Here is a 25,574-nt window from a genome sequence, read left to right as displayed (position 1 = left end):
ATCGCCGCGGACGTGTTGTCGCGGTTGCGATCTGGCCGGATTCGCGACCGCGGCGACACGGTGGCAGTGATCTACCAATCGCGCGAGTCTTACGGCAGCCTCAGCCTCAGGGCGGCGCGAGTCGGGCGATCACCAGGTCGCGTTGATCTCCTGGATTCCGCCGATCAGTCGGCCGCTCCACCGGACGGCGTCGGCCTCGGGCGCCAGGCGAAGGTGCGGAAACCGCCGGACCAGGCCGGTGACCACGGTCTGGAGCTCGATGCGGGCGAGCGCGGCGCCGAGGCATCGGTGCGGACCATGGCCGAAGACGAGGTGGTTGTTGCCGGCGCGGTCGATCCGCAGTCGGTCGGCGTCGGCGAACCGCCGACCGTCCCGGTTCACGGCGAACTTGTCGACCAGGACCAGGGTGCCCGCCGGAAGCAGGGAGCCGCCGAGATCGACCTGCCTGGTCGTGGCCCGCAGGAGCGGCTCGGCGTGCGGGTGCAGCCGTAGGAGCTCCTCGACGGCGGCGGGGACGAGATCGGGACCGCTGACGAGGGCCTGGTAGGTCTCCACGTCCTGGAGGAGGGAGACGAGCAGGACGCACAGCTGGTTCGAGGTCACCTTGTAGCCGTCGACCAGCAGCTGTACGCACAGCGTCAGCAGGCCCAGCTCCGACAGGTCCTCCTGCTGGTCGAAAAGCGCGACGAGCTCGCTGAGGATGTCGTCCCGCGGGTCCCGGCGCCGCTCGGCGATCAGTTGCCGAAGGCAGGTGACCAGGCCTGTCCAGGCATTCAGCCAGCGCTCGTCGCGGGTGTCGTCGTCCATCACGATCGCCTCTGCCCAGCCGCGGAAATCGGCGTGGACCTGTGGCGGCAGGCCCATCGTCTCGCAGATCACCGCAAGCGGAAGCGGTTCACCCACGCAGCTGACCAGTTCGGCGGGCTGTCGCAGCTCGTCGAGCAGGCCGTCGACCCGGGCGGCGACCGTGACCCGCCAGTGCTCCATCCGCCGTGGGCTGAAGACAGAGGAGACCAGGCCGCGCAGCATTGTGTGCCCGGGCGGATCGATGTTGGGCACATTCTGGCTGCTGGGACATTGACCGCCCTCGACCGCCGGCGCCATGGCCGAATGCACCTGCCCGAGGCTGAACGCCGGGTCGGACAGGACCTTTCTCGCCTCGGCGTAGCCGGTCACGAGGTAGGCGTCACCGCCCCACGGCGTGGTTACCGGGCAGACGGGTCCGTCCAGGCTTGTCAGCCGCGTTGGCGGGTCGGTCGGAGTCGGCAGCGCGAAAGGATAGGTCGGAAGCACGTCACCCTCGCCGGGTCGAGCCGTCTGTAACGAGCCGGTTAATCTTTCTTGCCATCTTCGGCGACGGCACACACAATGCACCTTCCTCGCCGTCGGATCCAGCGGCGAAACACACGGGGCCTCGCATGTGCCTGAGGTTCCCGCCGTTCACGGATATACCCGCCGAAGATGCCTGTGCCGTGCCGTGCCGTACCCGTGGCCCCGGCCCGGGCCCGAAGCCGCGGCCCAGGCTGGGACCGGGCTTCGGATCTCGGGTCACCGGCATCGGCTCCGGCGCGGCGCCCACGGGCGCGGGCGCCGCGCCGGAGCCAGGGGTCGTGCCAGGCTTACTCTCGCGCACCGACCAGGTCGGCGGCCAGGTCGTCGAGGTCGGGCATGGCCACCACCTTGCTCTGCGGGAACACCCTGCTTCGCGGTCCGGGTACTGGCTCCTCCGCGCGCTCGACGAGCGCGGAGGCCACCAGGACCGGATTCGGCATCGTACGTATCTTGACGTGCGGGAACACCCGGCTGCGCGGTGCCGAGGCCGTCTCGGGACGCTCGGCGACGCCCGTTCCGGACGTCACGCGCGAGCACGAAGGATCGATGTTTTCCACTGCCGCCTCCTGCGGTCGACAAAGACTGATCGGGCACACGCGCCGCGGCCCGTCACGGAGATCTTCGGCCTCGCGACCAATGGAGATCATTGGCTTCGCGGCCAACGGAGACCTTCGGCCCCACGGTCGAAGGAACGAGATCCGATCGCTTTTCGCAAGCGTCGGTGAAGTAACCCCGGGTCAGGCGGCGGGGTTCGYGAATGCCAGCTGCTCGTCGGATGGGAACACCGAACCCCGGGGCACGAGATACAGACAGCGGCCGGCCGCGGGCAGAGCCCGCGGGCAGATACATTCTTACGTAGCTGCTTGTCGTCCAGGTTTGGCCGACCGCAGCATGGCACACAGTGGCCAGGCACGCAACACTCCGGAGAACTCTTCCAATACGGGGGTTCAACAGTCACACTGGCGAGGCGATCGCGACAGTCCGGACCACGCCGAGGCCCGACGGCCTATTGCCTTCATCAACTTGCCTTCATCAACCGCCATGCCCGGCCGCGAGCGCCCCGCGTCGGCGGAACGGCCACGTTCCGGCGAGTCCGCAGGTAAAAGCCGTTCAGCGTCGGTCCGTGGCCACCGCGCCAGGAGTGATAGGCGGGCGAGAATTGCCAGCGACGGCGGCCGGCTTTGACCGACAGCGTTCGACAGTGTTGGAGCATCGTTGTTGGAGCGCCGATGAGTCTGTTACAGCAAAATGTCGCGCTGATCGACGAGACAAAGCCGGAGAAGCGGAATCGTGGGCTGTCCAGGCAGTTCTGGGCGCTGTGGGCGGCGGACGGGGTGTCCGCGGTCGGCTCGCAGGTCACCCTGGTCGCGTTGCCGCTCACCGCCGTGACCTACCTGAACGCCAGCCCGGGCGCCGTCGGCCTGCTCCGGGCCGCCGGGTTCGCCCCGGTCATCGTGCTCGCGCTGGTCGCCGGGGCCCTGCTGGACCGCCGGTCGAGCGCCACGGTGCTGCGCTGGTCGAGCTGGGGCCAGGCGGCGCTCATCGGCGTCGTGCCGCTGGCCGCCGCCCTGCACGTGCTGACCATCTGGCCACTGGTGGTCATCGCGCTGCTGGTGAGCTCGCTGGCCGTCTTCGCCGCCCTCGCGAGCCAGAGCACCCTGCCGGAGACCGTCGACGTCGACCAGCTGACGACGGCGAACGCCCGCCTCACGTTCCTGCGCGGGCTCGCCGAGACCGCCGGACCGGCGATGGCCGGCTTCCTCGTCGTCGCGCTCACCGCGCCCACGGCGATGAGCGTCGACGCGGTCTCGTTCGCGGCCGCCGCGCTGATCCTCCTCGGTGTGCGGACCGCCAGGCGCCCGCCAGCCACCGGCACCGGCACCGGCACCGGCACCGCGGCCGGCTCGCTCGGGATCGCCGAGGGCGCGCGGTTCCTCCTGCGGCATCCGATGCTGCGGCGGGTGGCGATCGCCGGCGGAACGCTGAACCTGTTCTCCGGCGTCGGCGCCGCGCTGCAGGTCATCTTCCTGGCCCGCGAGCTGCGGCTGTCCGCCGCCTTCATCGGCCTGCTGTTCGCCGTCCAGGGCCTCGCCGGCATCGCCACGTCCCTGCTCGTCGGCCGGCTGACGCGGTGGACGGGCCTCGGCTGGGCCCTGGTGCTCGGGCTGGTCGCGGAGGGCGCGGGCGCGCTGCTGTTCTCCCTGGCCGCCGGGCCGCACTGGCTCATCCTCGTCACCGCGGGAACGGGGATGGCCGTCGGCGCCATGGTCGTACCGCTCTACAACGTCAACCACATCAGCCTGCGGCAGGCCATCGTGCCCCGCGAGCTGCTCGGCCGGGTCAACGCCTGCGCCCGCACGATCGTCATGGGCACGCTCCCCGTCGGCAGCCTGCTCGGCGGTCTCCTGGCCGCGACGCTAGGCACCAGGCCGGTGCTGGTGGCCGCGGCGGTCTGCATGCTGGCCGCCGGCGGCTGGCTGGCGACCACCGGCGTACCGGCCGTCCGCACCGTGGCCGATGCCCGTCGCCTGGTCTAGATCGGTGTCTGTGCCCTCCCATGGTCGCGATCTGGCCCCGCAGGCAACCACGGCAGGACACGATCGGCGATCACCATCCGCGCCGCGCCGCGGCGGGGCGGGGCGGCGGGAGCGGCGGGGGCGGCGGGGGCGGTCAGGGCTTGTAGACGGCGCCGTCCTGGACGACGACACGGACAGCCGGTAGGGAGCGCGCGGCGGGGCCGGCCACGACCGCGCCGGACGAGGCGTCGAAGCGGCTGCCGTGGCAGGGGCAGTTGATCGTGCCGCCGGAGACGCCGCCGACCGTGCAGCCCTGGTGGGTGCACGTCGCGGAGAAGCCGTGGATCGTGCCGCCGGTGTTGGTCAGCACGATGTTCTGGCCGCCGAGCACGACACCACCCCCGGAAGGGACGTCGCCGACGCTGGCCAGCCGCGTGCCGGCCGGCTTCGGCGCCGCCGCCGTCGTCGCCGGCGGCTGCTGCGCGGGGGGCTGCTGCGCCGGTGGTTGTTGCTGCGGCTGCTGCGGCGGCGGTGGCTGCGCGGCGCCGCCCTGGGGCTGGCCGGCCGGGGCCGCCGACGGGCTCTCGGACGGCGAGGCGGACGGAGTGGTCGCGGTGGGGGACGGCGTGTTCGAGGGGGTGCCGCCCGTCGTCGACGCCGAGGCGGTCCCCGTCGCGGTCGTGGCCGAGTCGCCACCGCCGCAGGCGGCCAGGACGAGACCGGAGACGCCCGCGGCCAGCGCCAGCGAGGAGACCCCTCGACGGGTCAGCAATGGTGACTCGGCGGACGGTGGCGTGGGTTCCTGCGTCATGTCACATCTCCTATCCGCGGCCCTGGTCAGCGGTCCGCACCGTACGGCGAGGCGTGGTAAAGAAGTCGAAAACTGTCGCCCGCCGTACACCAGCGCGGCTGACCTGTGCCGCCAGGCCGCCAGGCCGCCGGGGCGCCAGGCCGCCGGGGCGCCAGGCCGCCAGGCCGCCGGGGCGCCAGGCCGCCAGGCCGCCGGGGCGCCAGGCCGCCGGGCCGCCAGGCCGCTGACGACGAGCGCACACCGGTCGATAAGTGAGCGAGTGTTTGCTAATTTTGGGGTGCTCGGTTCGCCGGATGACCGATGGAGCCTCGATGGACCTGTTGCTGCGCAACGCCACGCTGATCGACGGAAGCGGGGCACCGGCCCGCCCGGCGGACGTCGCCGTCACCGGTGACCGGATCTCCGCCGTCACCGAGCCGGGCGGCCTCGCCCCCGAGGCCGGCACCGAGGTCGTCGACCTGGGCGGGCTGGTGCTGGCGCCCGGCTTCATCGACGTCCACACCCACTACGACGCCCAGATCCTCTGGGACGGCGACCTCACCCCGTCGAGCTGGCACGGCGTCACCAGCGTCGTCATGGGCAACTGCGGCTTCGGCGTCGCCCCGACCCGCCCGGAGCACCGCGACCTGATCGTCCGGCTCCTGGAGAACGTCGAAGGCATGTCGATGGAGGCGCTGAAAGCCGGCATCGACTGGTGCTTCGAGACGTTCCCGGAGTACCTCGCCGCGCTCGACGCCCGCGCCAAGCGCCTCAACGTCGGCGTCTTCATCGGCCACTCCCCCCTGCGCCTGTTCGTCACTGGCGGCGAGGAGCGCCCGGCCACGGACGACGAGCTGGCGACGATGCGCCGGCTCGTGCGGGAGGCGCTCGACGCCGGCGCGATCGGGTTCTCCACCTCCCGCCAGCCCGCGCACTCCGGCGCCTACGGTCGGCCCGTGCCGAGCCGGTTCGCCGAGGTCGACGAGGTGTACCAGCTCGCCGAGGTCCTCGGTGAGGCCGGCAAGGGCGTGCTCGCCGTCTCGATCGGCCCCGGCCTGTTCGTCGACCAGTTCTCCGAGATCGCCACCCGCTACGGCATCCCGGTCACGTGGACGGCGCTGGTCACCCGGCCGGAGAAGCCGGGCGCCGCGCTGCGCACCGTCGAGCGCGGGGCCGCCCTACCGGGCGAGGTCTACCCGCAGATCGCCTGCCGGCCGATCGTCATGCAGACCACCATGGACGACCCGACCCCCCTCGCCGCCGTGGACGAGTGGAAAGAGGTGCTCGCGCTGCCGCGGGAGCGGCGGGCGGACCTGTACCGGGACGCCTCCTGGCGGGAGCGCGCCCGGCCGGCGACGCTGGCGGCCTGGGGCCACCGCTGGCACAAGATCGACGTCGAGGAGACGGAGACCCACCGCGACCTCGTCGGCATCCCGCTGGACCGGCTGGCCGCCGAGCACGGCACCACGCCRTTCGACCTGATGCTCGACCTGGCGCTGGCCGACACCGGCACGACCCGCTTCCGGGTCGTCCTGGAGAACGACGGCGACGCCGAGCTGGCGGACCTGCTGGCCGACAGGCGGACCCTGCTGGGCCTCTCGGACGCCGGCGCGCACGCCAGCCAGCTCTGCGACGCCTGCTACTCGACCCACCTGCTCGGCCACTGGGTACGCGAGCGCAAAGCCCTGAGCCTGGAGGACGCCGTCTGGCGGCTCACCGGGCATCCACACCAGGTGTTCCGCGTCGCCGACCGCGGCCTCGTCCAGCCCGGTTTCTACGCCGACCTCRTCGCCTTCGACCCGGACACCGTCGGCACGACGCCCGTCGAGCGGACCCACGACCAGCCAGGCGGCGCCGACCGCCTGCTGGTCCGCAGCACCGGCGTCGAGCACCTCTGGGTCAACGGCGTCGCCACCCGTGCCGCCGGCGAGGAGATCCCCGGCACCACCCCCGGCCGCCTCCTGCGCGCCTGAGCCGACCACTCGCGTCAGCCCTGACGGGCGATATCAGGTCGCGCTGGCGGCGGCGCGGACGGCGAGGGCGCGGCGCAGGTCGTCGGCGCCGTCGGAGGCGGTCCGGCGCAGGCCGGACGGGACGTCGGTGAGCCCCGCGAACGCCTCGGCCCAGCCAAGGGTCTCCGCGGTGACCGCGAGCCGCGGGAAGCACAGGTCGGCGAGCCTCGCCAGCGACATCGTGCCCCGGAACGCCGCGGTCGCCGGCAGGTCGGCGAACCAGCGCCGGGCGTAGGGCGCCGCCAGGTCCTCCTGGCCGGCCACCCAGATCCCGCCGGCCAGCGCGGACAGCTGGTAGTGGGACAGCGTGCTGGCAGGGTCGAGGAGCTCAGCCCACGCCGCGGCCTTCGCGGCCGGGTCGGGGCGCAGCGCCMGGCAGTGGGTCGCGTGCACCAGGCCGGACGCCGTCCGGTCCGCGGCGTAGGCCGCCTCGATCTGGTCGACGGTGAGGTCGCCAAGCGCGGCTCGTCGTTCCAGAACCAGCCAGCTCAGTTCGACGTCGACGGTCAGGCCCGCGAACGGCTCGTCACCCGGGCGCCAGGCGCGCAGCGCGTCGAGGTCGTCGGTGAGACCGACCCAGCCGCGGGCCGCGGTCAGCTGGCCGCTGCCGCCGGGCTTCGCGTCCGCGAGCAACGCCCGGGTCGCGTCGGTGAGGACGGTGAACGCCGCCGTGCGCTCCGGGCCCGGCGCGAGGTACAGGGACACCGCGGCGGTGATCCACGGCAGCAGCCGCGCGGTGACGACGTCGAGCTCGGTCGGCAGGCCGGCCGCGACCGTCCGCACCGCGAGCTCGGGCGACACCAGCCCGTCGGCCAGGCCGGTACGCAGCGCGTTCCATGCCACCACGCGGGCCGTGGCGTCACCGGTCACGGCCAGGACCGCGGGCAGGCGTTCCCAGTGGTCCGCGGCCAGTCGGATCGTGGCCCAGGTCTCGTCGCCGGCGCTCGGAAGCACGAGCTCGCCGGGACCGGCCGCCGGGACCGGCACCGGCTCGCCACCGAGGACGACCTCGGCCCGGGCGCCGTCACCGGGAAGCACGGCGACGGTCATGGCGTGCGGCCGGTCGGCCGCCGGGCCGAACACCGGCGGCTGGCGGCGCAGGACGTCCCCGGACGGCCCGGTCTCGACGGCGACGATGTCCACGCCGGCCAGGCGCAGCCACTCGTGGGCCCACCGCGCGAGGTCGGCGCCGGTGGGCGTGCCCGGGCCCGCCTGGGCGGACCAGGACGCGAGCAGGTCGGCGAACGTGGCGTTGCCATAGGCGTGCGAGCGGACGTGCTCGCGCAGCCCGCCCAGGAACATGTCCTCGCCCAGGTAGGCGGCGAGCTGCCGCAGCACGCTGGCGCCCTTGGCGTAGGAGATGCCGTCGAAGTCGTCCAGGGCGGAGCGGGCGTCCGCGGCGCCGTTGCCGGCGACAGGGTGGGTGGTGGCGCGGCGGTCGGCGGCGTAGCCCCAGCTCTTGCGCGCCGCCGCGAAGTCCGGGCCCGCCGGCAGGCCCGACACCAGCGGGGTGACGCGGCGGGCCAGGTACTCGGCGAAGGACTCGTTGAGCCACAGGTCGTCCCACCAGCGCATGGTCACCAGGTCGCCGAACCACATGTGCGCCATCTCGTGGACGACCGTGTTCGCCCGGCCGAGCAGCTCCGCCTCGCTCGGCCGCGACCGGAAGATCAGCTGGTCGCGGAAGGTGACGCAGCCGGGGTTCTCCATCGCGCCCCAGTTGAACTCCGGGACGAAGGCCTGGTGGTACTCGCCGAACGGATAGCGCACCTCGAACAGCTCGTGGAAGGCGTTGAGGGAGTCGGCGGTCAGCCGCAGAAGCTCGGCCGCGTCCCGGTCGAGCTCGGCCGCCAGGGAGCGCCGGACGTGCAGGCCGAGCGGGATGCCGTCGTGTTCCCCGAGCACCGAATGCCACGGGCCGGCCACCAGGGTGACGAGGTAGGTCGAGATGGGCCTGGTCTCGGCCAGCTCCCAGGTGCCCGGACCGGTCCGGGTCGCCGCGCCGTTGCCGACGACCGTCCAGTCGGGCGGGCACTGGACCCGCACGCTGACGCGGGCCTTCAGGTCCGGCTGGTCGAAGCAGGCGAACCACCGCTTGGCGTTGTCGACCGACGACGTCGCGCACAGATAGGTCCCGCCGTCGGCCGGGTCGACGAACCGGTGCAGGCCCTCGCCGTCGTGCGAGTAGCGCGAGCGCGCCCTGACGAGCAGCTCATGCCGCCCGCCCAGGCCGCGTACCGGCAGCCGGCCCGGGATCCCTGCCCGATCGGCCCCGCCGATCGGGGAGGTCCGGTCGAACGCCTCGACCGGCTGGGGCACGCCATCGAGAACGACCTCGAGCAGCTCCTCGCAGATCAGCTCGACGAACGTCTCCGGCTCGCGGGCGGTGAAGGCGATCGTCGTGCTGGAGACGAAGAAGTCACCCGGCTCGGTGAGATCCAGCTCGATCGTGTAGCGGTCGACGTCGACCGATTCCGCTCGCCGCTGCGCCTCCGGCCTGGTCAACGCCACCATCGGTCCACCCTAGTCGGCCCGGGTCGCCGCCCCGTTCGAGCTGGCCTTCTGGGTGGGCAGGGTCGGCAGGCCGTAGTCGCCGCGGAAGAACAGCAGCGGTCCGTGGTCTCGCAGGATGTGCATCTGGCGGACCGCGCCGACGACGATCTGGTGGTCGCCACCGTCGTACGTGGCGTCGATGTCGCAGTGGACCCACGCGAGGACGTCGTCCAGCACGACCGCGCCGCGATCGGTGGTGTGCCAGGGGACCGCGTCGAACTTGGCCGCGGTCCGGGAGCCGAAGGCCACCGACACGTCCTGCTGGTCCTCGGCCAAGACGTTGACGGTGAACCGTCCGGTCCGCTCGATGCGCGGCCAGCTCGTCGAGCTACGGCCCGGGCAGATCAGCACCAGGGGCGGGTCCAGGGACAGCGAGGTGAAGGACTGGCAGGCGAGCCCGGCCGGAGTCCCGTCGTCGTCCAGGCTCGTGATGATCGTTACTCCGGTGCAGAAGTGGCCGAGCACCCTGCGGAAGGTGGCCGGATCGACGTCGTCGGCCTCGGCGTCGTGCGTCAGGAGAGTGCGCTCGACCATCGTGGGATGTCTCCTTGGACGTCGGCGTTCGGGGCGGCGGCGGCGAGGAGCGGGCGGATGACGGCGTCGACGGCGGCGGGATCGTCGACCGGGGTGCCCGTGGGCCCGCGGTGCCAGCCCTCGGCGATCGCGAGGCGCACGCCCGAGGCCACGATCACCCGGCCGGTGACGTCGGCCGCGAGCGGCGACGCGAGCCACACCAGCGCCGCGGCCACCCACCGCGGGTCGAACCGGCCCTCGCGGGCGGCTTCGCTCTCGCCCAGGCCCACCGCCTCCGTCATCGGCGTCAGCGCCGTGGGGCACACGGCGTTGACGGTCGCCCCGTAGCGGGCGAGCTCCATGGCCGCGACGAGGGTGAACGAGGCGATCGCGCCCTTGGCGGCGGCGTAGTTGGCCTGGCCGACGTGGCCGTACAGGCCCACCGACGAGACCGTGTTGATGACGCGGGCGTCGACGGCGTCGCCCGCCTTCGACCGCTCCCGCCAGTGGCGGGCGGCCCGCTGGGTGACGAGGAACGTGCTCTTGAGGTGCACGCGCAGCACGTCGTCCCAGTCGTCCTCGGACATGTTCACCAGCATCTTGTCGCGGGCGATGCCGGCGTTGTTCACGACGGCGTCGAGGCCGCCCCAGGTGTCGGTGGCGGTCGCGATCAGGGCGTCGGCGCCGGCCGCCGTGGACACGTCACCGACGTGCCCGACGGCCGCGCCACCCGCTGCCCGCACCGCGGCGACGACGTCGGCGACCGCGTCGGCGGCGACGTCGTTGACCACCACCAGCGCACCCTCGGCGGTGAGTGCCTCGACGTAGGCCCGGCCGATCCCCCGGCCGGCACCGGTGACGAGGCACACCCGTCCGTCACACAGACCCATGACGGCGCGCTCTCAGGAGACGGCCGTCGGCGCGGCGTCGTAGGTCACGCCGATGTCACCGCCGACGTCGTGGCGCCGCAGCTCGGGAAGCACCTCGGAGGCGAACAGCTCGAAGCTGTCCTGAGCCTCCTGGGCCGGCATGCCGCCGAAGCACATCGGCACGACGACGCCGCCGGCGTCGGTCATGGTCGCGTACTCGAGCAGCTTGTCCGTGACCTCCGCCGGCTTGCCCCAGACCTGGAGGTCGGCGAGGAAGCCGTTGAACCTCTCCAGCCCGTGCTTCTGGATGTTGGCGGCCAGGCCGGCGTAGTACTCGTAGCCCTCGATCTGGGCGAAGCCGACGTTGTCGAACTCGTAGTGCTCGACCGTCGAGCGGGCCCAGCGCTGGAGGTACACGTCGCGGATCTTGTCGACCTGGGCCTGCTTGTCGCTCACGCCGGCCACGATCACGAGGACCGGCTTCGGAGCCTCATGGCCGTTCAGCTCGAAGTAGCGCTCGCGGTACTTCTTGAGCTCTTCGATGGCGGTGGGCCAGGGCTTCTGGGCGATGACCATCAGCCCGACGCCCATCCCGGCCATGATCTCCATCGACTCCGGCGACACCGCCGAGGCGAACGTGCGGCCCTTGAAGCTGGCCAGGGGCCGTGGCCGGATCTCGACCCGCGGCTGCTGGTAGAGCTCGCCGTCGTACTCCATCACGCCGGTCTCCAGGGCGGTGAGGAGCGCGGCGCTGTACTCCTTGAACCGACGGCGGGACTCGCCCATCGGGACCCGGAAGCCGACGAACTCCTTCTGCCCGAGGCCGCGCCCGAGGCCGAGGATGGCCCGTCCGCCGGAAAGGTGGTCGAGCACCGAGAACTTCTCCGCCACCCGCACCGGGTCGTTCCACGGCAGGACGGTGACCATCGTGCCGAGCTTCACTCGGCTGGTCTGACCGGCCAACCAGGCCAGCACCATCGACTGCTGCGAGGTGAGCTGGTAGTCGGAGAAATGGTGCTCGGACAGCCAGACCGAGTCGAAACCGACCTCTTCGGCGCGGGACGCGAGGCCCAGCTCCGTCCGGTACACGTCCGCGTCAGCCACGTCGCGATCAAGAGCCGCGAACTGAAGGCCAAGTCCTATGTGCATGAGCGCTCACTTTATACGGTAGGCCGATCAGGCGCTAGCCCTCGCAGCGGGTTACCGGACGGCGACAGCCGTCCGCAGACGAGCCACTTCCTCGACCGAGAACCCCCAGTCGGCCAAGGCTTCCTCGGTGTGCTGCCCGGGGGCGGGGGGCGGGCCGGCGACCGCCGGCGGGGTCCGGCTGAAACGGGGAGCCGGAGCCGGCTGGACCACCCCGCCGACCTCGGTGAAGGTCGCGCGGTGGCGGTTGTGCGGGTGGGCCGGGGCCTCGTCCGGATCGAGGACCGGGGCGAAGCAGGCGTCGGTGCCCTCGAGCACGGCGCACCACTCGTCCCGGGTCCTGGTCCGGATCACCGCCGCCAGCCGGGCCTTCGTGGCCGGCCACGACGAGCGGTCGTCCTTTGGACCGGGATCGACCCCGGTCAGCTCGGCGAGCTGCCGGCGGGCTCGCGGGTCGATCGCGCCGACCGAGACGTACCGGCCGTCGGCCGTCTCGTAGGCGTCGTAGAACCAGGCACCGCCGTCGAGGAGGTTGGTGCCCCGCTCGCCCCAGTCGCCGGCCGCCCGCAGCCCATGGATCATCCCGGCCAGGAGGGCCGCGCCGTCGACCATCGCGGCGTCGACCACCTGGCCCCGGCCGGAGCCGCCCGCTTCGAGCAGGGCACACACGATGCCGAAGGCGAGCAGCAGGCCGCCCCCGCCGAAGTCGCCCACGACGTTGAGCGGCGGCACCGGCGGCGCGCCAGCGGGACCGATCATGCCCAGGGTGCCGGCGAGGGCGACATAGTTGATGTCACGGCCAGGCGCCTGCGCGTACGGCCCCTCCTGCCCCCAGCCGGTCATCCGCCCGTAGACGAGCCGCGGCTGCCGGGCCAGGCAGTCGTCCGGCCCGAGCCCGAGCCGCTCGGTGACCCCCGGTCGGAACCCCTCGATGAGCACGTCGGCCCGCTCGACCAGGCGGAGCACGGCCTCCCGCCCGTCGGGGTGTTTCAGGTCGATGCCCACCGAGCGGCGGCCGCGGGCGTTCACGTCCCACAGCGGCGCCTCGGTACCGACGGCGTCGGCCCGGTCGACGCGGAGCACCTCGGCGCCCATGTCGGACAGCATCATGGCCGCGAACGGCCCGGGCCCGATGCCGGCCAGCTCGACGACCCGGAAACCCCTGAGCGCGCCAGTCATACTCCATTGTCCCTGATAAGCGTGCGTTCACTCCAGCAGTTGTCAGGTGAGCGCGCCCACCGTCCGCCGGATCCCTCAAGGCACGGCGGATACGACCTCAGGCGGTGACGGTGACGGTGACGGGAGCGGGGACGTCGAAGACGACGGCGGTGRCCATGCCCCCGCCGGCGCACATGGCGGCCACGCCGGTGCCGCCGCCGCGCCGGCGCAGCTCGTGCACCATCGTGATGATCATCCGGGAGCCGCTCATGGCGACCGGGTGGCCGAGGCTGCAGCCACTGCCGGCGACGTTCACCAGGGTGTCGTCGAGCCCGAGGATGCGGGTGGTGGCCACGGCGACCGAGGCGAACGCCTCGTTGATCTCCCACAGCGCGATGTCGTCGATCGTGAGCCCGGCCCGCTTCAGCGCCTTCGGGATGGCGAGCGTCGGCGCGAGGCCCGTGTCGGCCGGCGGCACGCCCACGGACGCCCACGCGCGGATGACAGCCAGCGGCTCGAGGCCGTGCTGCTCGGCGAACCGGCGCTCGGCGAGCACCATCGCGGCGGCGCCGTCGTTGACGCCGGACGCGTTGCCGGCCGTGATGCTGAAGCCGTCGATCTCCGGATGGATCGGCTTCAGCGCCGCGAGCCGCTCCAGTGAGGTGTTCCGCCGCGGGTGCTCGTCCACGGCGAACGTCACGGTGGTGCCGTCGCGCCGCGGCACGTCGATCGGGAAGATCTCCTCGGCGAAGCTGCCGGCGTCGATGGCGGCGACCGCGCGCTGGTGCGACCGCAGCGCCCAGGCGTCCATCTCCTGCCGGGTGAGCTTCGCCTGCACCGCGGCGTTCCAGCCCACTGTGATCGACATGTCCCGGCACGGCGCGTCCGGGGTCTCGGGGTGGCTGTACGCGAGCCAGTCCTCGTCCCAGTCGTCGGTGCCCGGGATCCGCCAGCGGGAGCCCGGCTTCGTCGAGGCCGACTGYACCCCGCCGGCGATGACCACACGGTCCATCCCCGACCGGATCGACGCCGCCGCGCTCTGCACGGCGGCGAGCCCGGACGCGCAGTGCCGGTTGTGGGCGACGCCCGGCACCTGCGCGATGCCGGCGTTGACCGCCGCGTACCGGGCGAGGTCTCCCCCGCCGTACAGCGACTCGCCGAGTACCACGTCGTCGACGAGCGACGGGTCGATCCCCGACCGCCCGAGCGCCTCGGCCACCGCCTTGGTGCCGAGCTCGAACGCGCTCATCTCGGTGAGCGTGCCCTTGAACGCCGTCCCGATCGCCGTCCGCGCCGTCGAGACAATGACCGCCTCATCCACTGGGCTCGCTCCTCCTGATGTCGGACAGGCTGGTGCCGGACAGGCCAGCTGGACCCGCCGGTCAGCCCGGCGGCCCGCCGCGATCTTCAGTCACAAAGTATATGCTCACTCACAATAAGTTGCCGGACGAAACCGCGCAACCGGACGAGCGGCACCCATCGGGCGATCGATCCGCCCGCTGGTGAATGTGATCCGTTCCACCAGGCCACCGGGAGGCTTGACCCGCAGTCGCCGCAGCTATAGTAAATGAACACTCACTTACTATAGCTGCGGAGGCGGTGGGCGCCGTGGACTACGCTCTGATCGACGCGGACGGGCACTACTACGAGCCCGACGACTGCTTCTCGCGCCACATCGAGGCCAGGTACCGCGACGCCACCATCCGGGTGAGGCGCGGTGAGGACGGCCTCGGCCGGGTCTTCGTCGGTGACCGGCGCACCTTCATGAGCGTGATGCCGGGCGACTACGCGTCGGCCCCCGGCGCGCTGCAGGGCCTGTTCGTTGGCGGGGTCTCCGACGGCTTCAGCCACCGCGACGTCATCAACGCCAAGGACTACCCGGCGTTCACCACGCCGGCCGACCGGCTAACGCTGATGGACTCGCAGGGCGTGCAGGCGACCATCCTGCTGCCGACCCTGGGCGTCGCCGTCGAGCAGGACCTGGCCCACGACGTGGAGCTCACCTACGCCAGCCTGCGAGCCTTCAACCGCTGGCTCGAGGACGACTGGGGCTACGCGACCCGGGAACGCATCTTCGCCGTACCCCTGCTGTCCCTGCTCGACATCGACCACGCGATGGTGGAACTGCGCCGCGTCCTCGACGCCGGAGCCCGCCTCGTCCACCTGCGCCCCGGGCCGGTCGGCGGCCGGTCGCCGGCCCACCCTGTCAACGACCCGTTCTGGGCGACGTGCGCCGAGGCGGGGGTGCCGGTCGTGTTCCACACCTCCAACTGCGGCTACGCCGAGCTCTACGGGGTCCACTGGTCGGAGGACCCGGGCAACCCGTCGCACCTRCAGTCGCCGCTGCAGTGGGCGCTGTGCAACACCGAACGGCCGATCGTCGACACGCTCACCGCGCTCACGCTGCACAACCTGTTCGGCCGGCACCCCGACATCAGGATCCTGTCGATCGAGAACGGCAGCAGCTGGCTGAAGCCGCTGCTCAAGACCGTCGACAAGGCGGCGGCGCTCGGCCGGCGCGGCCCGACGATCGGCGGCGCGCTGCCCGCGAGGCCCAGCGAGGCGCTCACCTCGCACCTGTGGGTCGTCCCGTTCCCAGAGGACGACGTCGACGACCTGATCGGCGTCCTCGGCCCGGACCAGGTGCTCTTCGGCTCCGACTACCCGCACCCCGAGGGCCTGCGCGAGCCGCTCGACTACGTGGCGAGCCTCGCCGGCCAGGACCCGCTCATCACCCGCAAGGTCCTGCGCTCCAACACCGCCGGCCTCCTGCGCATCCCCGACCGGCAGCCCGCGTCCTGACCCGCCAACGCATCAACCGTGTCGGATCACCGCGCCCATAGGCGCGCTAGTCCGACACGCTCCCGCACCGCGGCATCGAAGTGTGTCGGATCTGCGTGTCCATAGACCAGGCCATCTGCCACGGTCCGAGACTCCCGCTGGGTGGACTGGAGAGACCGGCCGGGGTGGGGTGATGGTTTCACCCCACCCTGGGGGGCTTGGCGCCCCAGGGGCCCGCTCAGCCGCACACGCCTGGACACGATCTGTGAGCAGGACCGGCGTAATGGCCGTCAGGCGGCCTCGTCGACGCCACCGAGGTAGAGGCGCTCGATCTCGGACTCGCGGGCCATCAGCTCGGCGGCCGGGATCTCGGCGCGCGCCAGGCCCTCGTTCATGATCAGAGCCCGGTCGACGAAACTCGCGGCGAAGTGGATGTGCTGCTCGACGAGGACGACGCCGGCGGACAGCGCCGTCGCCACCGAGCGCAGCCGTTCCAGGATGCGCTCGCTGACGGCGGGCGCGAGGCCGAACGACAGCTCGTCGATGAGCAGGACGGACGGGCGGCGCCCGACGGTGCGCGCGAGCGCCAGCATCTGCTGCTCACCGCCGGAAAGCACCCCGGCCCGCAGCGGCAGCTTCGGGCGCAGCTCGGGGAAGAGCTCGACCGCCTCGTCCACGTCGACGCCCGCCATCTGCAGGTTCTGGCGGACCGTCAGCGTGCCGAACACGCTGCGACCCTCGACCATGATCCCGATCTGGCCGCGGCTGCGCCGGTAGGACGGACCGGTCAGCGGGACGCCCTCGACGAGCACCTCGCCGGTGTACTTTCCGAGGAAGCCGGCGATCGCCATCAGCGTCGTCGTCTTCCCGGCGCCGTTACGGCCGAGCAGACCGACGATCTCGCCCTTGCCGACCGTGAACGTGACGTCGTGGATCACCGCGAGCGCCCCGTAACCCGCGGTCAGCCCACGCACCTCTAACGCCGCCGCCGTGTCCTGGGTCATCAACGCCTCCGTCTGTCTCATTCCGACGGTGCGCCTGGTCCGCCGGTCGCTGGTTCCTCGATGGATGGGGCCTGTGCGCTGGTGTCGCCGGTCGGCGACGATGGTTCTCGGTCGGCCCGGATGGCGGCCGCCCGTGGGTCAGGTCAGGAGGCGCCCGCCGGCACGCCGGCGAGCAGGACGTCCTCACGGACGGCGAGAAACGTCGTCGGACCGAACAGGTCTGTTCCGGAGCCGTCCAGCGGGTTCTCCTGGAACCAGCGCGCCCTCGCGCGCAGACCGGCCAGCTCGTCGAAGTAGACCTCGTTGACGGCGTCGTAGGCCGGGTCGTCGGCGGCGGCCAGCGGGTGGTTCTGCACGTAGGCGTCGCCGCGCACGCTCTCAGGGATGGCGGTGGTCGTCGCGGTGCCGACGACCCGGACCTGGGCGCCGTGGGCCGCCCAACGCTCGGAGAACTCGGCCCGGGTGAGCCCGGCCGTCCGCCGGGCCAGCGCCAGGTGCTTGAAGGCTCCGCCGCCGGCGGCGAGGTGCCGCTCGAACCAGTCGGCGCCGCGGGCGACCCGCTCCTCGGCGACAAGGGTCACCAGCGTGGCAGGTTCCGGTGCGGCGCCCGCCGCGCCGCGGCCTCCGTCGCCGGTGACGTCCGGGGTCGCGCGCGAGGACTCGAACCGGCCGAGGGCCGCGATGTCGGGAAACCACAGCACGCTCATGACGTCGTAGCGAGGGCGTGGCGCGTCCTCGCCGGGCTCGCCGGGCCCGCCGCCGGCCGGAGTGCTGAGTCCCGGTAGCACGGTGCCGACGACGACCCGGACCGGCCGGACCTCCGGCGGCGCCTCGGCGGCCCGGGTGGCCTCGCGCCACCAGGCCGTCTCGAAGACCCGCGCGGTCAGCGCCGGGTCCCTGCGCGCGAACCGGAACAGCTTGATCATGCATTCCCGCCGACGGTGACCTGCTCGGCCGGCTCGGCCGGCTCGGCCGGCGCGAGCTGGGCGACCTGGGCGCGCCAGCGATCGACGGCCGCCGCCTTGATCGACTCGTAGCCCTTGATCATCTGCGCGGACTCGGCGAGAGTGACCAGATCCGCGTAGGGCCGCCCCGCGGTCAGGTTCCCGGTGACCAGCGCCTCGTACTCCTTGATGACCGCCCTCTCGAGGCGACGGTCCCGGTCGAGGCCGAAGATGTCGAACGGGGTGCCGCGCAGCCGGCGCATCGTTCGCAGCCCGTGGAACATGACCGCCCACGGCCGCGCGGCGGGCAGTTTGTGCTTGAGCCCCATGCGCCGCAGCGACGGCGGGTGCAGGTGGTAGGTCACCTTGTACGGGCCGTCGATGCCGAGGTCGGCGGCGGTCTGGGCATGGTCGGCGAGCAGGTGCAGGCGGGCGACCTCGTACTCGTCCTTGTAGGTCAGCAGCTTGAACCAGCTCTCGGCCACCGCCCGGGTGAGCGCCCATCCGTGGTCGGCGGCGTCTCGCCCGGCAGCGGTGGCCACCAGGCCGAGGAAGCGGGTCGCCCGCGCGGCGTCCTGGTAGTCGATGGCCTGGGCGGCGCGGCGGACGAGCAGGGCGCGCAGGTCGTCGGGCAGCTCGGCCGGCAGGTCGCCCTCGGCGACGAGCCGGCCGGCGGTCGCGACCGCGCCGGGCGACGGGTCGAAGATGCTCGGCTTCGCGGTCGCGGTCGCGACGACGGCACCGGCACCGGCACCGGCACCGGCGTCGGTACCGGCGGTGGCTGCGAGCGCCGCCTCGACGGCGGCGAGGTCGTGTGCGACCCACCGGCCCCAGGCAAAGGCCTCCCGGTTGTCGGCCGCCGCCTTGCCGGTGCGGCCCATCGCCTTCTCGAGGTCGGCCAGCGGCAGCGGCAGCCCGCCGAGCTGGTAGGCCGCGCCGAGCAGCACGATGTTGCCCAGCAGCTGGTTGGCGAACACCTGCTCGGCGATCCGCTTGCTGTCGAGGAACAGGGCACGGCCGTCGCCGACCCGCTCGGCGATCGCCGCACGCATGACCGCCTCATCGGGCGCGGCGATGTCGCGCTGCAGCATCGCCGCCGTGGGGGTGACGGTCACGTCGACGACGGCGACCGTCCGGCCGGGCTGGACCGTCGCGAGGTGCTTGGCCGCGGCGGCCTGCAGGATGTCGCCGGACAGGTACAGGTCGGCCCCGCCTTCGCCCACGGTGGACGCGCCCGCCGCCGCGTCGAGGCCCCCGGCCCGCTTCGGCGAGAGCCGCAGGTGGGAGACGACGGCGCCGGCCTTCTGCGACAGGCCGGTCTGGTCGAGGCCGCCGACCGCGAGCCCCGCGGCCTGCGCCGCCGACGCGATCACCCGGTTGGCGGTGACGACGCCGGTGCCGCCGACGCCGGTGAAGTAGACGCCGAAGCTCTCCGTGATGGGCTGGACGTCCGGCTCCGGGAGGCCGCCGGCCGGCAGGTGGGGGCGGACGTGCTCGGCGGCCTTCTTGCCGGCCGACCCGGTCCCCGACCGGCCGGGCCGCAGCCTGGCGAACAGGCCCGGCTCGCGGGGCGTGATCGTGACGAACGACGGGCAGTCGCCCTCGAGGCAGGTGTAGTCGCGGTTGCACGACAGGTCGTCGACGCGGCGCTTCTCGCCGAACTCGGTGTGGTGCGGCAGCACGGACAGACAGTTGCTCTTGACCGAGCAGTCGCCGCAGCCCTCGCACACCGCCTCGTTGATGACGACACGCCGCGGCGGCTCGGGCAGCAGGCCACGCTTGCGCAGCCGGCGCGACTCGGCGGCGCAGCGCTGGTCGTAGATGACCACCGTCACGCCGGGGACGGACCGCAGCTCCTCCTGGACCTCCTCCAGGTGGTCGCGCCCGAGCACCCGGACGCCGGGGGCGAACCGGGCGCGGCGGCCGTAGTGCTTCGGGTCCTCGGCGCAGACGACGACCCGGCTGACGCCCTCGGCCTCCAGCGCCCTGGTCATCGCCGGGACGTCCATGAGCCCGACGACGTCCTGGCCGCCGGTCATCGCGACCGCAGTGTTGTAGAGGATCTTGAAGGTGACGTTGACGCCGCCGGCGACGCTCGCCCGGATCGCGAGGATGCCCGAGTGCGACAGCGTCCCGTCGCCGAGGTTCTGGATGAGGTGCGGCTCGTCGACGAACGGCGACAGCCCCAGCCACGGCACGCCCTCGGCGCCCATCGGCGTCGGCGGGAGGCTCTTCATCCCCAGGTGGCGGGCCTCGAAGTACATGATCCCGTGGCAGCCGACCCCGCCACCGACCAGCGCGCCCTCGGGGAAGACCGTCGAGCGGTTGTGCGGGCAGCCGCTGCAGAAGCCCGGCGGGCGGGCAGGCAGGTCGACGAGCGGCAGGGTGATGACGGGCCGCGGCGCCGAGGCCGTGACGACCGGGAGCAGCCGCCGGTTCGGCGAACCGTTCGGCGCGCCGTTCGAGGCGCCGTTCGAGGCGCCGTTCGCCGTCGCCGCGGCCACCCTGGCGGCGGCGAGGTCGGGCAGCACCCTCTTCAGGACGGCGGCGACCTTGGACGCGTCCAGTTCGCCGGCCATGGGGACGAGCGGGCGGCCGTCACGCGGGGTCCCTGCCGGATCGGCGGAGCCGATCTGGGAGGTCGCGCGCTTGCCGGCGACCCGGGTCGTGAGCCCGGCCTCGTGCAGGATCGCGCGCAGCTGGGTCTCGACGAACGGCCGCTTCTCCTCGATGACGACGATCTCGTCGACCGAGCGGGCGAACTCGAGGACGGTCTCGCGCCCCAGCGGGTAGGTGACGGCGAGCCGGAGCATCCGGATGCCGACGTCGGCGAGCCGGTCCGCGCCGACGCCGAGGTCCGTCAACGCCTGGGCGACGTCGAAGTAGGTCTTGCCCGCGCAGACGACGCCGAGGCGGGCGCCGGCCGGGGCGCCGACGACGCGGTCGAGCCGGTTGTGCCGGGCGTAGGCCTCCGCGGCGCGCAGCCGCAGGTCGATGACCTGCTCCTCCTGRCCCGGCGCGGCGTGCGGGCCGACCGCCGTCGACGGGATGTGCCGCCACGGCTGGCCGTCGACCGCGTGGCCGGTCGGGTCGCTCGGGGTGTGCCGGTCCACGCCCGCGTCGACGGTGCCGATGCCGTCCGCGACGGAGGTGACGATCTTCAGGCCGGTCCAGGCACCGCTGTACCGCGACATCCGGAACGCGTGCACGCCGAGGTCGAGGATGTCCTGCTGGTCGCCGGGGACGAGCACCGGGACGCAGGCGTCCTCGAAGGTGTACTGGCTGTCGCAGGCGAGGGTGGACGACTTGGCCGACGGGTCGTCGCCGCAGAACATCACGACGCCGCCGTTCGGGCCGGTGCCCATCGCGCCGGCGTGCTTGAGGACGTCGCCGCAGCGGTCCAGTCCTGGCGTCTTGCCGTACCAGGCGCCCACGACGCCGTCGATCGCGCCGTCGTCCCCGCCGAGGGCGCCCCCGGCTGCGGTGCCCCCGTCGGCGGCGTCAGCGGCGAGATCGCCGGGGACGCTGGCCGCGGGGGGTTCCCCTGGGCCCGCCACGTCCCTGCGGGGGGCCAGCAGCGACCGGCCGGCGCCCATCTGGCTGCCCCAGACGGTGGCGGCCGCGAGCTCCTCGTTGAGGCCGGGGCGGTGGCGCACCCGGTGCTCGGCGAGCAGGGCGGCGGACCGCTCGATGGTGAGGTCGAAGGTGCCGAGCGGCGAGCCGGGGTAGCCGGAGACCATGGTCGCCGTCGTGAGGCCGGCGCGCGCGTCCAGCTCGGCGCGCACGACCAGCAGCCGGGCGAGCGCCTCGACGCCGGACAGCAGCGCGGGCTCGGCGGCGACCGGCGCCGGTGCCGCCTGGCCGGGCCCGGCGGCGCCGGGGCCGCCGGCCTGCGTGGTGATGGCCCCGCTCACAGGTACACCAAGGGGTTCACGTAGGCGACCTCGCCGTCCTTGAAGACCAGCCGGCGGCGGTCCGGGTCGCGCAGGACCGAGATGTCCTCGGTGGGGTCGCCGTCGACGACGAGCAGGTCGGCCAGGTATCCCTCGCGGATCTGGCCGGTGTCCAGGCCGACGAGCGGGCCCATGACCCGGGTGGCGGTGTGGACGGCCTCGGCGGGCGTCATGCCGACCTGGTCGACGTAGCGCTCGAGCTCCGCGGCGTAGGTGCCGTGCCTCGTCCACTGGTGGCCGAAGTCGCCACCGGCGACGATCCTGATCCCGGACTCCCGCAGCCGCTGTAACCCCTCGATCTGGGCCTTCAGCTCGTCGCGGTAGCCGGACCGCTCGACCTTCTCCGGCAGCAGGCCCCACGGCTCGGCGTGGCCGTTGACCACCGCGTACAGGTAGTGCAGTCCCGGGCAGACCCAGACGTCGTCGCGGCGGGCCTCCAGGGCGCGCACCGCCTCGTCGTCGAGGAAGCAGGCGTGGTGGATGAGCCGCACGCCGGTGCGCGCGGCCATGGCGACGCTCGCGGACCCGCGGGCGTGCACCGTGATGAAGGCGCCGTGCTTCGCCGCCTCGTCGACGGCGGCCTCGAGCATCTCGTCGTTCATGTAGACGTCGTCGGACGGGAACTCGGGCACGATGCCGTCGCCGGAGATGAACAGCTTGATCGCCCGCGCACCGGCGTCGCACTGCCGGGCGACGATCTCGCGCAGCTCGCGGGCGTCGGCCGCGACCACCGACATCGGCGTGCCGTCGCTGATCGCCCCCGGGGAGGTCACCAGCAGGTTGCCCGGCACGATCCGCGGGCCGGGGATCAGGCCGCGCTCGATCGCGTCCCGCGCGACCACGTCGTCCTGTGGCTGCAGGACGCTCGCGCTGACGATGAGCGTGTAGCCGCTCTCCAGGAAGGTGCGCACGACGGCGGCGACGTCCAGGGTGTGCTCCGCCGGCGGCGAGGCGGCGACGCCGGCGTGGTCGAAGACGAAGTCGAGCGGCCAGCTGATGTGGGTGTGCGCGTCGCCGAGCCCGGGCAGGACGGTGGCCCCGCGCACGTCGACGACCCTGGCCGACACCGCGTCCAGGTCCAGGCGGCCGGGCGTCACCAGCTCGACGCGGTTGCCCTCGATGAGGATGTCGCCGTCGAACGGCCGTTCGTTCGCGTCGCCCGTGCAGGCGAGCACGGATGCGTTCCTGATCAGTGTCCGCGCGGTCATGCGCTCCTCCTTGTCAGGCCGCCTGCCAGGCCGGTGTGCCGTCCGGGCCGCCGCCAGCCGCCAGCCACCGGCCGCTCGCGGGCCATGGGGCGCGCCCCCATGGGTGCTTCCGAGGACAGGAGCCGCCGGAGGTGCGAAGGAAGATCGTTTTCGCATCTCCTTTGGCCATTCAGACGATGACGGTGCGCGTGCCCTCGGCGCCAGCCGTCAGCCGGATGCCCTCGTTGATCTCCGCCAGCTTGATCCGCTGGGAGACCATCTGCCCGAGATCGAGCCGGCCGCTCTCGGCGAGCCGGATGAAGCGCGGGAAGTCGCGCAGGATCTGCGAGCCGCCGACGGGTGAGCCGACCAGCTTCTTGCCGGAGAACACCGCCCCGATCGCGGGCAGGGTGATCGTCGCGTCCATCGCGGGCATGCCGACGAGCGTCACCGTCCCCTCCATCCGGGCCAGCGCGAACGCCTGCTCCATCAGCTTGGGGAAACCAACGACCTCAAAACTGTAGTCCGCGCCGCGCCCACCCGTGAGCGCCTTGACCTGATCTACCGGGTCGGCGGCGGTCGGGTCGACGGTGTGCGTCGCGCCGGCGCGCAGCGCGGCGTCACGTCGCGACGCCGCCAGGTCGATCCCGATGATCACGGCCGCGCCGGCGATCCGGGCGCCCTGGATGACGGACTGCCCGACGCCGCCACAGCCGATCACCGCGACGGTCGACCCCGGGGCGACCTGGGCGGTGTTCAGCGCGGCGCCGACGCCGGTGGTCACGCCGCAGCCGAGCAGGGCGAGCTGCTCGTCCGGCAGGTCCGTCTCGACCGCGACGACGCTCGCCTCGTCGACGACCATCGCCTCGGCGAACGAGCCGCAGCCGCAGACCGCGCGCGCGGTGCGGCCGTCGGCGAGGTCGAACCGGACCGCGGCCTGGACGAGCGGGCCGCGTTCGCAGTGGTTGGTCATGCCGTTCTGGCACCACCAGCAGGAGCCGCAGGCCGGGGAGACGGAGGCGAGCACGCGGTCGCCCGGCCGGACCCGGCGGACCTCGGCGCCGACCTCCTCGACGGTCCCGGTGGCCTCGTGGCCGGGGACGATCGGCAGCCGCAACGCCGAGTGGCCCTCGATGACGTTGAGGTCGGTATGGCAGATGCCGCTGGCGGCGATGCGCACGAGCACGTCGCGCGGGCCGACCGCGGGGACCGGCAGGTCCTCGAGGACGAGCGGCTTGCCAGGCTCGTACGCGACGGCGACCCTCATCGAGGCCCATCTCCTGTCCGTGCTGGCGGCGCGGCGCGCCGCGGTGCCCTGCCCGGGTGTCCCGCCGTTGACGTGCCCCGCCGTTGACATGCGACGCCGGGTGACGTGCGCTGCCGGTGACGCGGGGCCGCGCCGCCGGCTGCCGCCGGGCAGCACGCCAGGCGCGCTCGGCCGGTGGCTGGACACTAGCTCAGTAACCGCTCACTCCACAACCCGAAGCACGCCCGCCAGCGCGGCCCGAGCGCGGGTCGCGTCCGCCCGGAGCCATCTTTACGAGAGCGATGACGGTGGTCGCACGCGGCGGGCGCGGCCGTGCGCCAGCCCGGTAAGTATGTGAGCGCTCTGTTATCATGAGGCCCGCCGGCCCTGCCGGTGAGCTCCTGGCCGGGTCGTGCCGGCCCGCCGAGTCGATCGCGAGGTCCACGTGGGTTCGTTGGCTGGGCGGGTCGCCATCATCACGGGTGYCAGCCGCGGCATCGGCGCGCACATCGCCGAGCGCTTCGCGGCCGAGGGAGCGGCGGTCGCGCTCGTCGCGCGCACCCTCGACCCCGGCACCTCCGCACTGCCCGGCTCGATCACCGAGCTGGCCGAGAAGATCGGGGCCGACGGCGGCCGGGCGGCGGCCATCCAGGCCGACCTCACCTCGCCGGCGGACGTCGAGACGGTCGTGGCGCGCGCCGAGGAGGCGCTCGGCCCGGCCGACATCCTGGTGAACAACGCGGGCGTCAACTTCTACGGGCCGGCGCTAGACATCACGCCGCGCCGCTACGAGCTGATGTTCCGGATGATGGTGCACACGCCGTTCCGGCTCTGCCAGCTCGTGGTCCCCGGAATGGTCGACCGCGGGCAGGGCTGGATCGTGAACATCACCTCCAAGCAGGCCCGCCACCCGCTCGGCCCGCCGTACCCGGACTGGGCGCGTGACGGCTGCGTCCCCTACGGCATGTGCAAGAGCGCGCTGGACCGGCTCAGCACCGGGCTCGCCGCCGAGCTGGAAGGCACCGGCGTCAGCGTGAACGCGCTCGGTACCGCCGGCCTGGTGCTGACGCCCGGCGTCGCCGTCGTCGCTCCGCACACCCCCGACAACGCGCCGGTGGAGCCCGACGAGGCCATGGCCCAGGCCGCGCTCGCGCTGGTCGCCACCCCGGCGGGCGCCGTCACCGGCCGGATCGTCTACAGCATGGACCTGCTCGGCCGGCCCTTCCCGGACGGCCCGTGGGCCGTTTCCGCTACGTTCTGACCCTGCGTCCCGGTCGGGCCGGCGGGGAACGTCACGAGCGAACAACGCGACGAAGCGAAGGAGGGCCTCCTGATGAAGGCCGAGGTCGACCCGCTCCTGTGCCAGGGGCACGCCCGTTGTTGGGACATCTGCCCGGAGGTCTTCTCGCTCGACGAGGAGGGCCACGGCTTCGTCCCGATCCCGGACGTCGCGCCGCAGTTCGAGGCCAAGGCCCGCGAGGCCGCCGACAACTGCCCCGAGCGCGCCATCACGCTGACCTGACCGTGCACCTCCGGGCGCGCGAGGCTCCGCCATCGTCGCGCGCCCTTT

At 73.0% G+C, this 25,574-nt stretch carries 19 protein-coding genes; 5 read left to right on the top strand and 14 right to left on the bottom strand.

The genetic code is table 11. The features are described from left to right. Nucleotides 1-129: 129 nt before the first annotated feature. Together BCD49_RS09325 and BCD49_RS43465 are read right to left on the bottom strand one after the other, a co-directional pair. Nucleotides 130-1,293 carry a cytochrome P450 gene (locus BCD49_RS09325; RefSeq protein WP_007508173.1) on the bottom strand — a complete coding sequence of 388 codons (1,164 nt, stop codon included), beginning with the start codon at nucleotides 1,291-1,293 and terminating at the stop codon, nucleotides 130-132. Between the two features lie 326 nt (nucleotides 1,294-1,619). Next, entirely contained in the window at nucleotides 1,620-1,772 is a 153-nt protein-coding gene (locus tag BCD49_RS43465) for a hypothetical protein (RefSeq protein WP_157845280.1), read from the bottom strand. A gap of 789 nt (nucleotides 1,773-2,561) precedes the next feature. Between BCD49_RS43465 and BCD49_RS09315 the strand changes: the two genes are divergently transcribed. Beyond that, nucleotides 2,562-3,869 (top strand): MFS transporter, encoded by a 1,308-nt coding sequence (locus tag BCD49_RS09315; protein ID WP_071041398.1) that lies wholly within the window; start codon nucleotides 2,562-2,564, stop codon nucleotides 3,867-3,869. A 133-nt stretch (nucleotides 3,870-4,002) separates the two neighbouring features. Here the strand turns inward: BCD49_RS09315 and BCD49_RS09310 are convergent, their stop codons facing one another. Then, entirely contained in the window at nucleotides 4,003-4,659 is a 657-nt protein-coding gene (locus BCD49_RS09310) for a Rieske (2Fe-2S) protein (protein ID WP_007508180.1), read from the bottom strand. Nucleotides 4,660-4,970: 311 nt separating this feature from the next. Between BCD49_RS09310 and BCD49_RS09305 the strand changes: the two genes are divergently transcribed. After that, nucleotides 4,971-6,611 (top strand): N-acyl-D-amino-acid deacylase family protein, encoded by a 1,641-nt coding sequence (locus BCD49_RS09305; protein WP_071041397.1) that lies wholly within the window; start codon nucleotides 4,971-4,973, stop codon nucleotides 6,609-6,611. Nucleotides 6,612-6,644: 33 nt separating this feature from the next. Here the strand turns inward: BCD49_RS09305 and pepN are convergent, their stop codons facing one another. From pepN to BCD49_RS09275, 6 genes are all read right to left on the bottom strand, one after another. After that, on the bottom strand, nucleotides 6,645-9,164 hold the full coding sequence (pepN, locus tag BCD49_RS09300; protein ID WP_071041396.1) for an aminopeptidase N: 2,520 nt from the start codon (nucleotides 9,162-9,164) through the stop codon (nucleotides 6,645-6,647). A gap of 9 nt (nucleotides 9,165-9,173) precedes the next feature. Further along, nucleotides 9,174-9,737, bottom strand: a complete 564-nt coding sequence (gene hsaB / locus BCD49_RS09295; protein WP_007508187.1) for a 3-hydroxy-9,10-secoandrosta-1,3,5(10)-triene-9,17-dione monooxygenase reductase subunit — start codon at nucleotides 9,735-9,737, stop codon at nucleotides 9,174-9,176. Continuing rightward, a complete protein-coding gene (locus tag BCD49_RS09290; protein WP_007508189.1) occupies nucleotides 9,716-10,606 on the bottom strand; it encodes an SDR family NAD(P)-dependent oxidoreductase in 891 nt (296 codons plus the stop codon). The genes hsaB and BCD49_RS09290 overlap by 22 nt, the downstream gene beginning before the upstream one ends. Nucleotides 10,607-10,618: 12 nt before the next feature. Then, complete coding sequence (locus BCD49_RS09285) at nucleotides 10,619-11,734, bottom strand: LLM class flavin-dependent oxidoreductase (protein WP_007508191.1); 1,116 nt, start codon at nucleotides 11,732-11,734, stop codon at nucleotides 10,619-10,621. Nucleotides 11,735-11,785: 51 nt separating this feature from the next. Further along, entirely contained in the window at nucleotides 11,786-12,910 is a 1,125-nt protein-coding gene (locus tag BCD49_RS09280) for a CaiB/BaiF CoA transferase family protein (protein ID WP_007508192.1), read from the bottom strand. A 97-nt stretch (nucleotides 12,911-13,007) separates the two neighbouring features. After that, nucleotides 13,008-14,210, bottom strand: coding sequence for a thiolase family protein (locus BCD49_RS09275; protein ID WP_071041395.1), 1,203 nt, complete (start codon nucleotides 14,208-14,210; stop codon nucleotides 13,008-13,010). A gap of 287 nt (nucleotides 14,211-14,497) precedes the next feature. Here BCD49_RS09275 and BCD49_RS09270 point away from each other — a divergent pair, with 287 nt between their 5' ends. After that, nucleotides 14,498-15,691: an amidohydrolase family protein gene (locus tag BCD49_RS09270; protein ID WP_007508195.1), complete on the top strand. Its 1,194-nt coding sequence runs from the start codon at nucleotides 14,498-14,500 to the stop codon at nucleotides 15,689-15,691. A 269-nt stretch (nucleotides 15,692-15,960) separates the two neighbouring features. Here the strand turns inward: BCD49_RS09270 and BCD49_RS09265 are convergent, their stop codons facing one another. From BCD49_RS09265 to BCD49_RS09245, 5 genes are all read right to left on the bottom strand, one after another. After that, nucleotides 15,961-16,674 (bottom strand): ABC transporter ATP-binding protein, encoded by a 714-nt coding sequence (locus BCD49_RS09265; RefSeq protein ID WP_007508197.1) that lies wholly within the window; start codon nucleotides 16,672-16,674, stop codon nucleotides 15,961-15,963. A 143-nt stretch (nucleotides 16,675-16,817) separates the two neighbouring features. Beyond that, the gene (locus BCD49_RS09260; protein WP_007508199.1) at nucleotides 16,818-17,600 is read right to left on the bottom strand and encodes an EthD domain-containing protein; all 783 of its coding nucleotides are present in this window, start codon (nucleotides 17,598-17,600) and stop codon (nucleotides 16,818-16,820) included. Continuing rightward, nucleotides 17,597-21,532, bottom strand: a complete 3,936-nt coding sequence (locus tag BCD49_RS09255; protein ID WP_007508201.1) for an indolepyruvate ferredoxin oxidoreductase family protein — start codon at nucleotides 21,530-21,532, stop codon at nucleotides 17,597-17,599. Before BCD49_RS09255 ends, BCD49_RS09260 begins: the two co-directional genes overlap by 4 nt. Then, the gene (locus BCD49_RS09250) at nucleotides 21,529-22,779 is read right to left on the bottom strand and encodes a metal-dependent hydrolase family protein (RefSeq protein WP_007508203.1); all 1,251 of its coding nucleotides are present in this window, start codon (nucleotides 22,777-22,779) and stop codon (nucleotides 21,529-21,531) included. Before BCD49_RS09250 ends, BCD49_RS09255 begins: the two co-directional genes overlap by 4 nt. Before the next feature lie 169 nt (nucleotides 22,780-22,948). Next, nucleotides 22,949-24,025, bottom strand: a complete 1,077-nt coding sequence (locus BCD49_RS09245; protein ID WP_007508205.1) for a Zn-dependent alcohol dehydrogenase — start codon at nucleotides 24,023-24,025, stop codon at nucleotides 22,949-22,951. A 424-nt stretch (nucleotides 24,026-24,449) separates the two neighbouring features. On the opposite strand from BCD49_RS09245, the gene BCD49_RS09240 reads away from it, so the two are divergent. Together BCD49_RS09240 and BCD49_RS09235 are read left to right on the top strand one after the other, a co-directional pair. Beyond that, complete coding sequence (locus tag BCD49_RS09240) at nucleotides 24,450-25,265, top strand: SDR family NAD(P)-dependent oxidoreductase (RefSeq protein ID WP_071041394.1); 816 nt, start codon at nucleotides 24,450-24,452, stop codon at nucleotides 25,263-25,265. Nucleotides 25,266-25,337: 72 nt separating this feature from the next. Beyond that, complete coding sequence (locus BCD49_RS09235) at nucleotides 25,338-25,526, top strand: ferredoxin (protein ID WP_007508209.1); 189 nt, start codon at nucleotides 25,338-25,340, stop codon at nucleotides 25,524-25,526. Nucleotides 25,527-25,574: the final 48 nt, after the last annotated feature.

This window comes from Pseudofrankia sp. EUN1h (assembly GCF_001854645.1).
In the GTDB taxonomy this organism is placed as follows: Bacteria; Actinomycetota; Actinomycetes; order Frankiales; family Frankiaceae; genus Pseudofrankia; species Pseudofrankia saprophytica.
Note: the sequence above shows the minus strand (reverse complement) of the source record. Positions and strands in the feature narration are given on the sequence as shown.

Coding starts and splice junctions, on each gene's coding strand:
- BCD49_RS43465 (WP_157845280.1), bottom strand. CDS start 1,772: ATGCCGAATCCGGTCCTGGTGGCCTCCGCGCTCGTCGAGCGCGCGGAG.
- BCD49_RS09315 (WP_071041398.1), top strand. CDS start 2,562: ATGAGTCTGTTACAGCAAAATGTCGCGCTGATCGACGAGACAAAGCCG.
- BCD49_RS09310 (WP_007508180.1), bottom strand. CDS start 4,659: ATGACGCAGGAACCCACGCCACCGTCCGCCGAGTCACCATTGCTGACC.
- hsaB (WP_007508187.1), bottom strand. CDS start 9,737: ATGGTCGAGCGCACTCTCCTGACGCACGACGCCGAGGCCGACGACGTC.
- BCD49_RS09290 (WP_007508189.1), bottom strand. CDS start 10,606: ATGGGTCTGTGTGACGGACGGGTGTGCCTCGTCACCGGTGCCGGCCGG.
- BCD49_RS09285 (WP_007508191.1), bottom strand. CDS start 11,734: ATGCACATAGGACTTGGCCTTCAGTTCGCGGCTCTTGATCGCGACGTG.
- BCD49_RS09280 (WP_007508192.1), bottom strand. CDS start 12,910: ATGACTGGCGCGCTCAGGGGTTTCCGGGTCGTCGAGCTGGCCGGCATC.
- BCD49_RS09265 (WP_007508197.1), bottom strand. CDS start 16,674: ATGACCCAGGACACGGCGGCGGCGTTAGAGGTGCGTGGGCTGACCGCG.
- BCD49_RS09260 (WP_007508199.1), bottom strand. CDS start 17,600: ATGATCAAGCTGTTCCGGTTCGCGCGCAGGGACCCGGCGCTGACCGCG.
- BCD49_RS09250 (WP_007508203.1), bottom strand. CDS start 22,779: ATGACCGCGCGGACACTGATCAGGAACGCATCCGTGCTCGCCTGCACG.
- BCD49_RS09245 (WP_007508205.1), bottom strand. CDS start 24,025: ATGAGGGTCGCCGTCGCGTACGAGCCTGGCAAGCCGCTCGTCCTCGAG.
- BCD49_RS09235 (WP_007508209.1), top strand. CDS start 25,338: ATGAAGGCCGAGGTCGACCCGCTCCTGTGCCAGGGGCACGCCCGTTGT.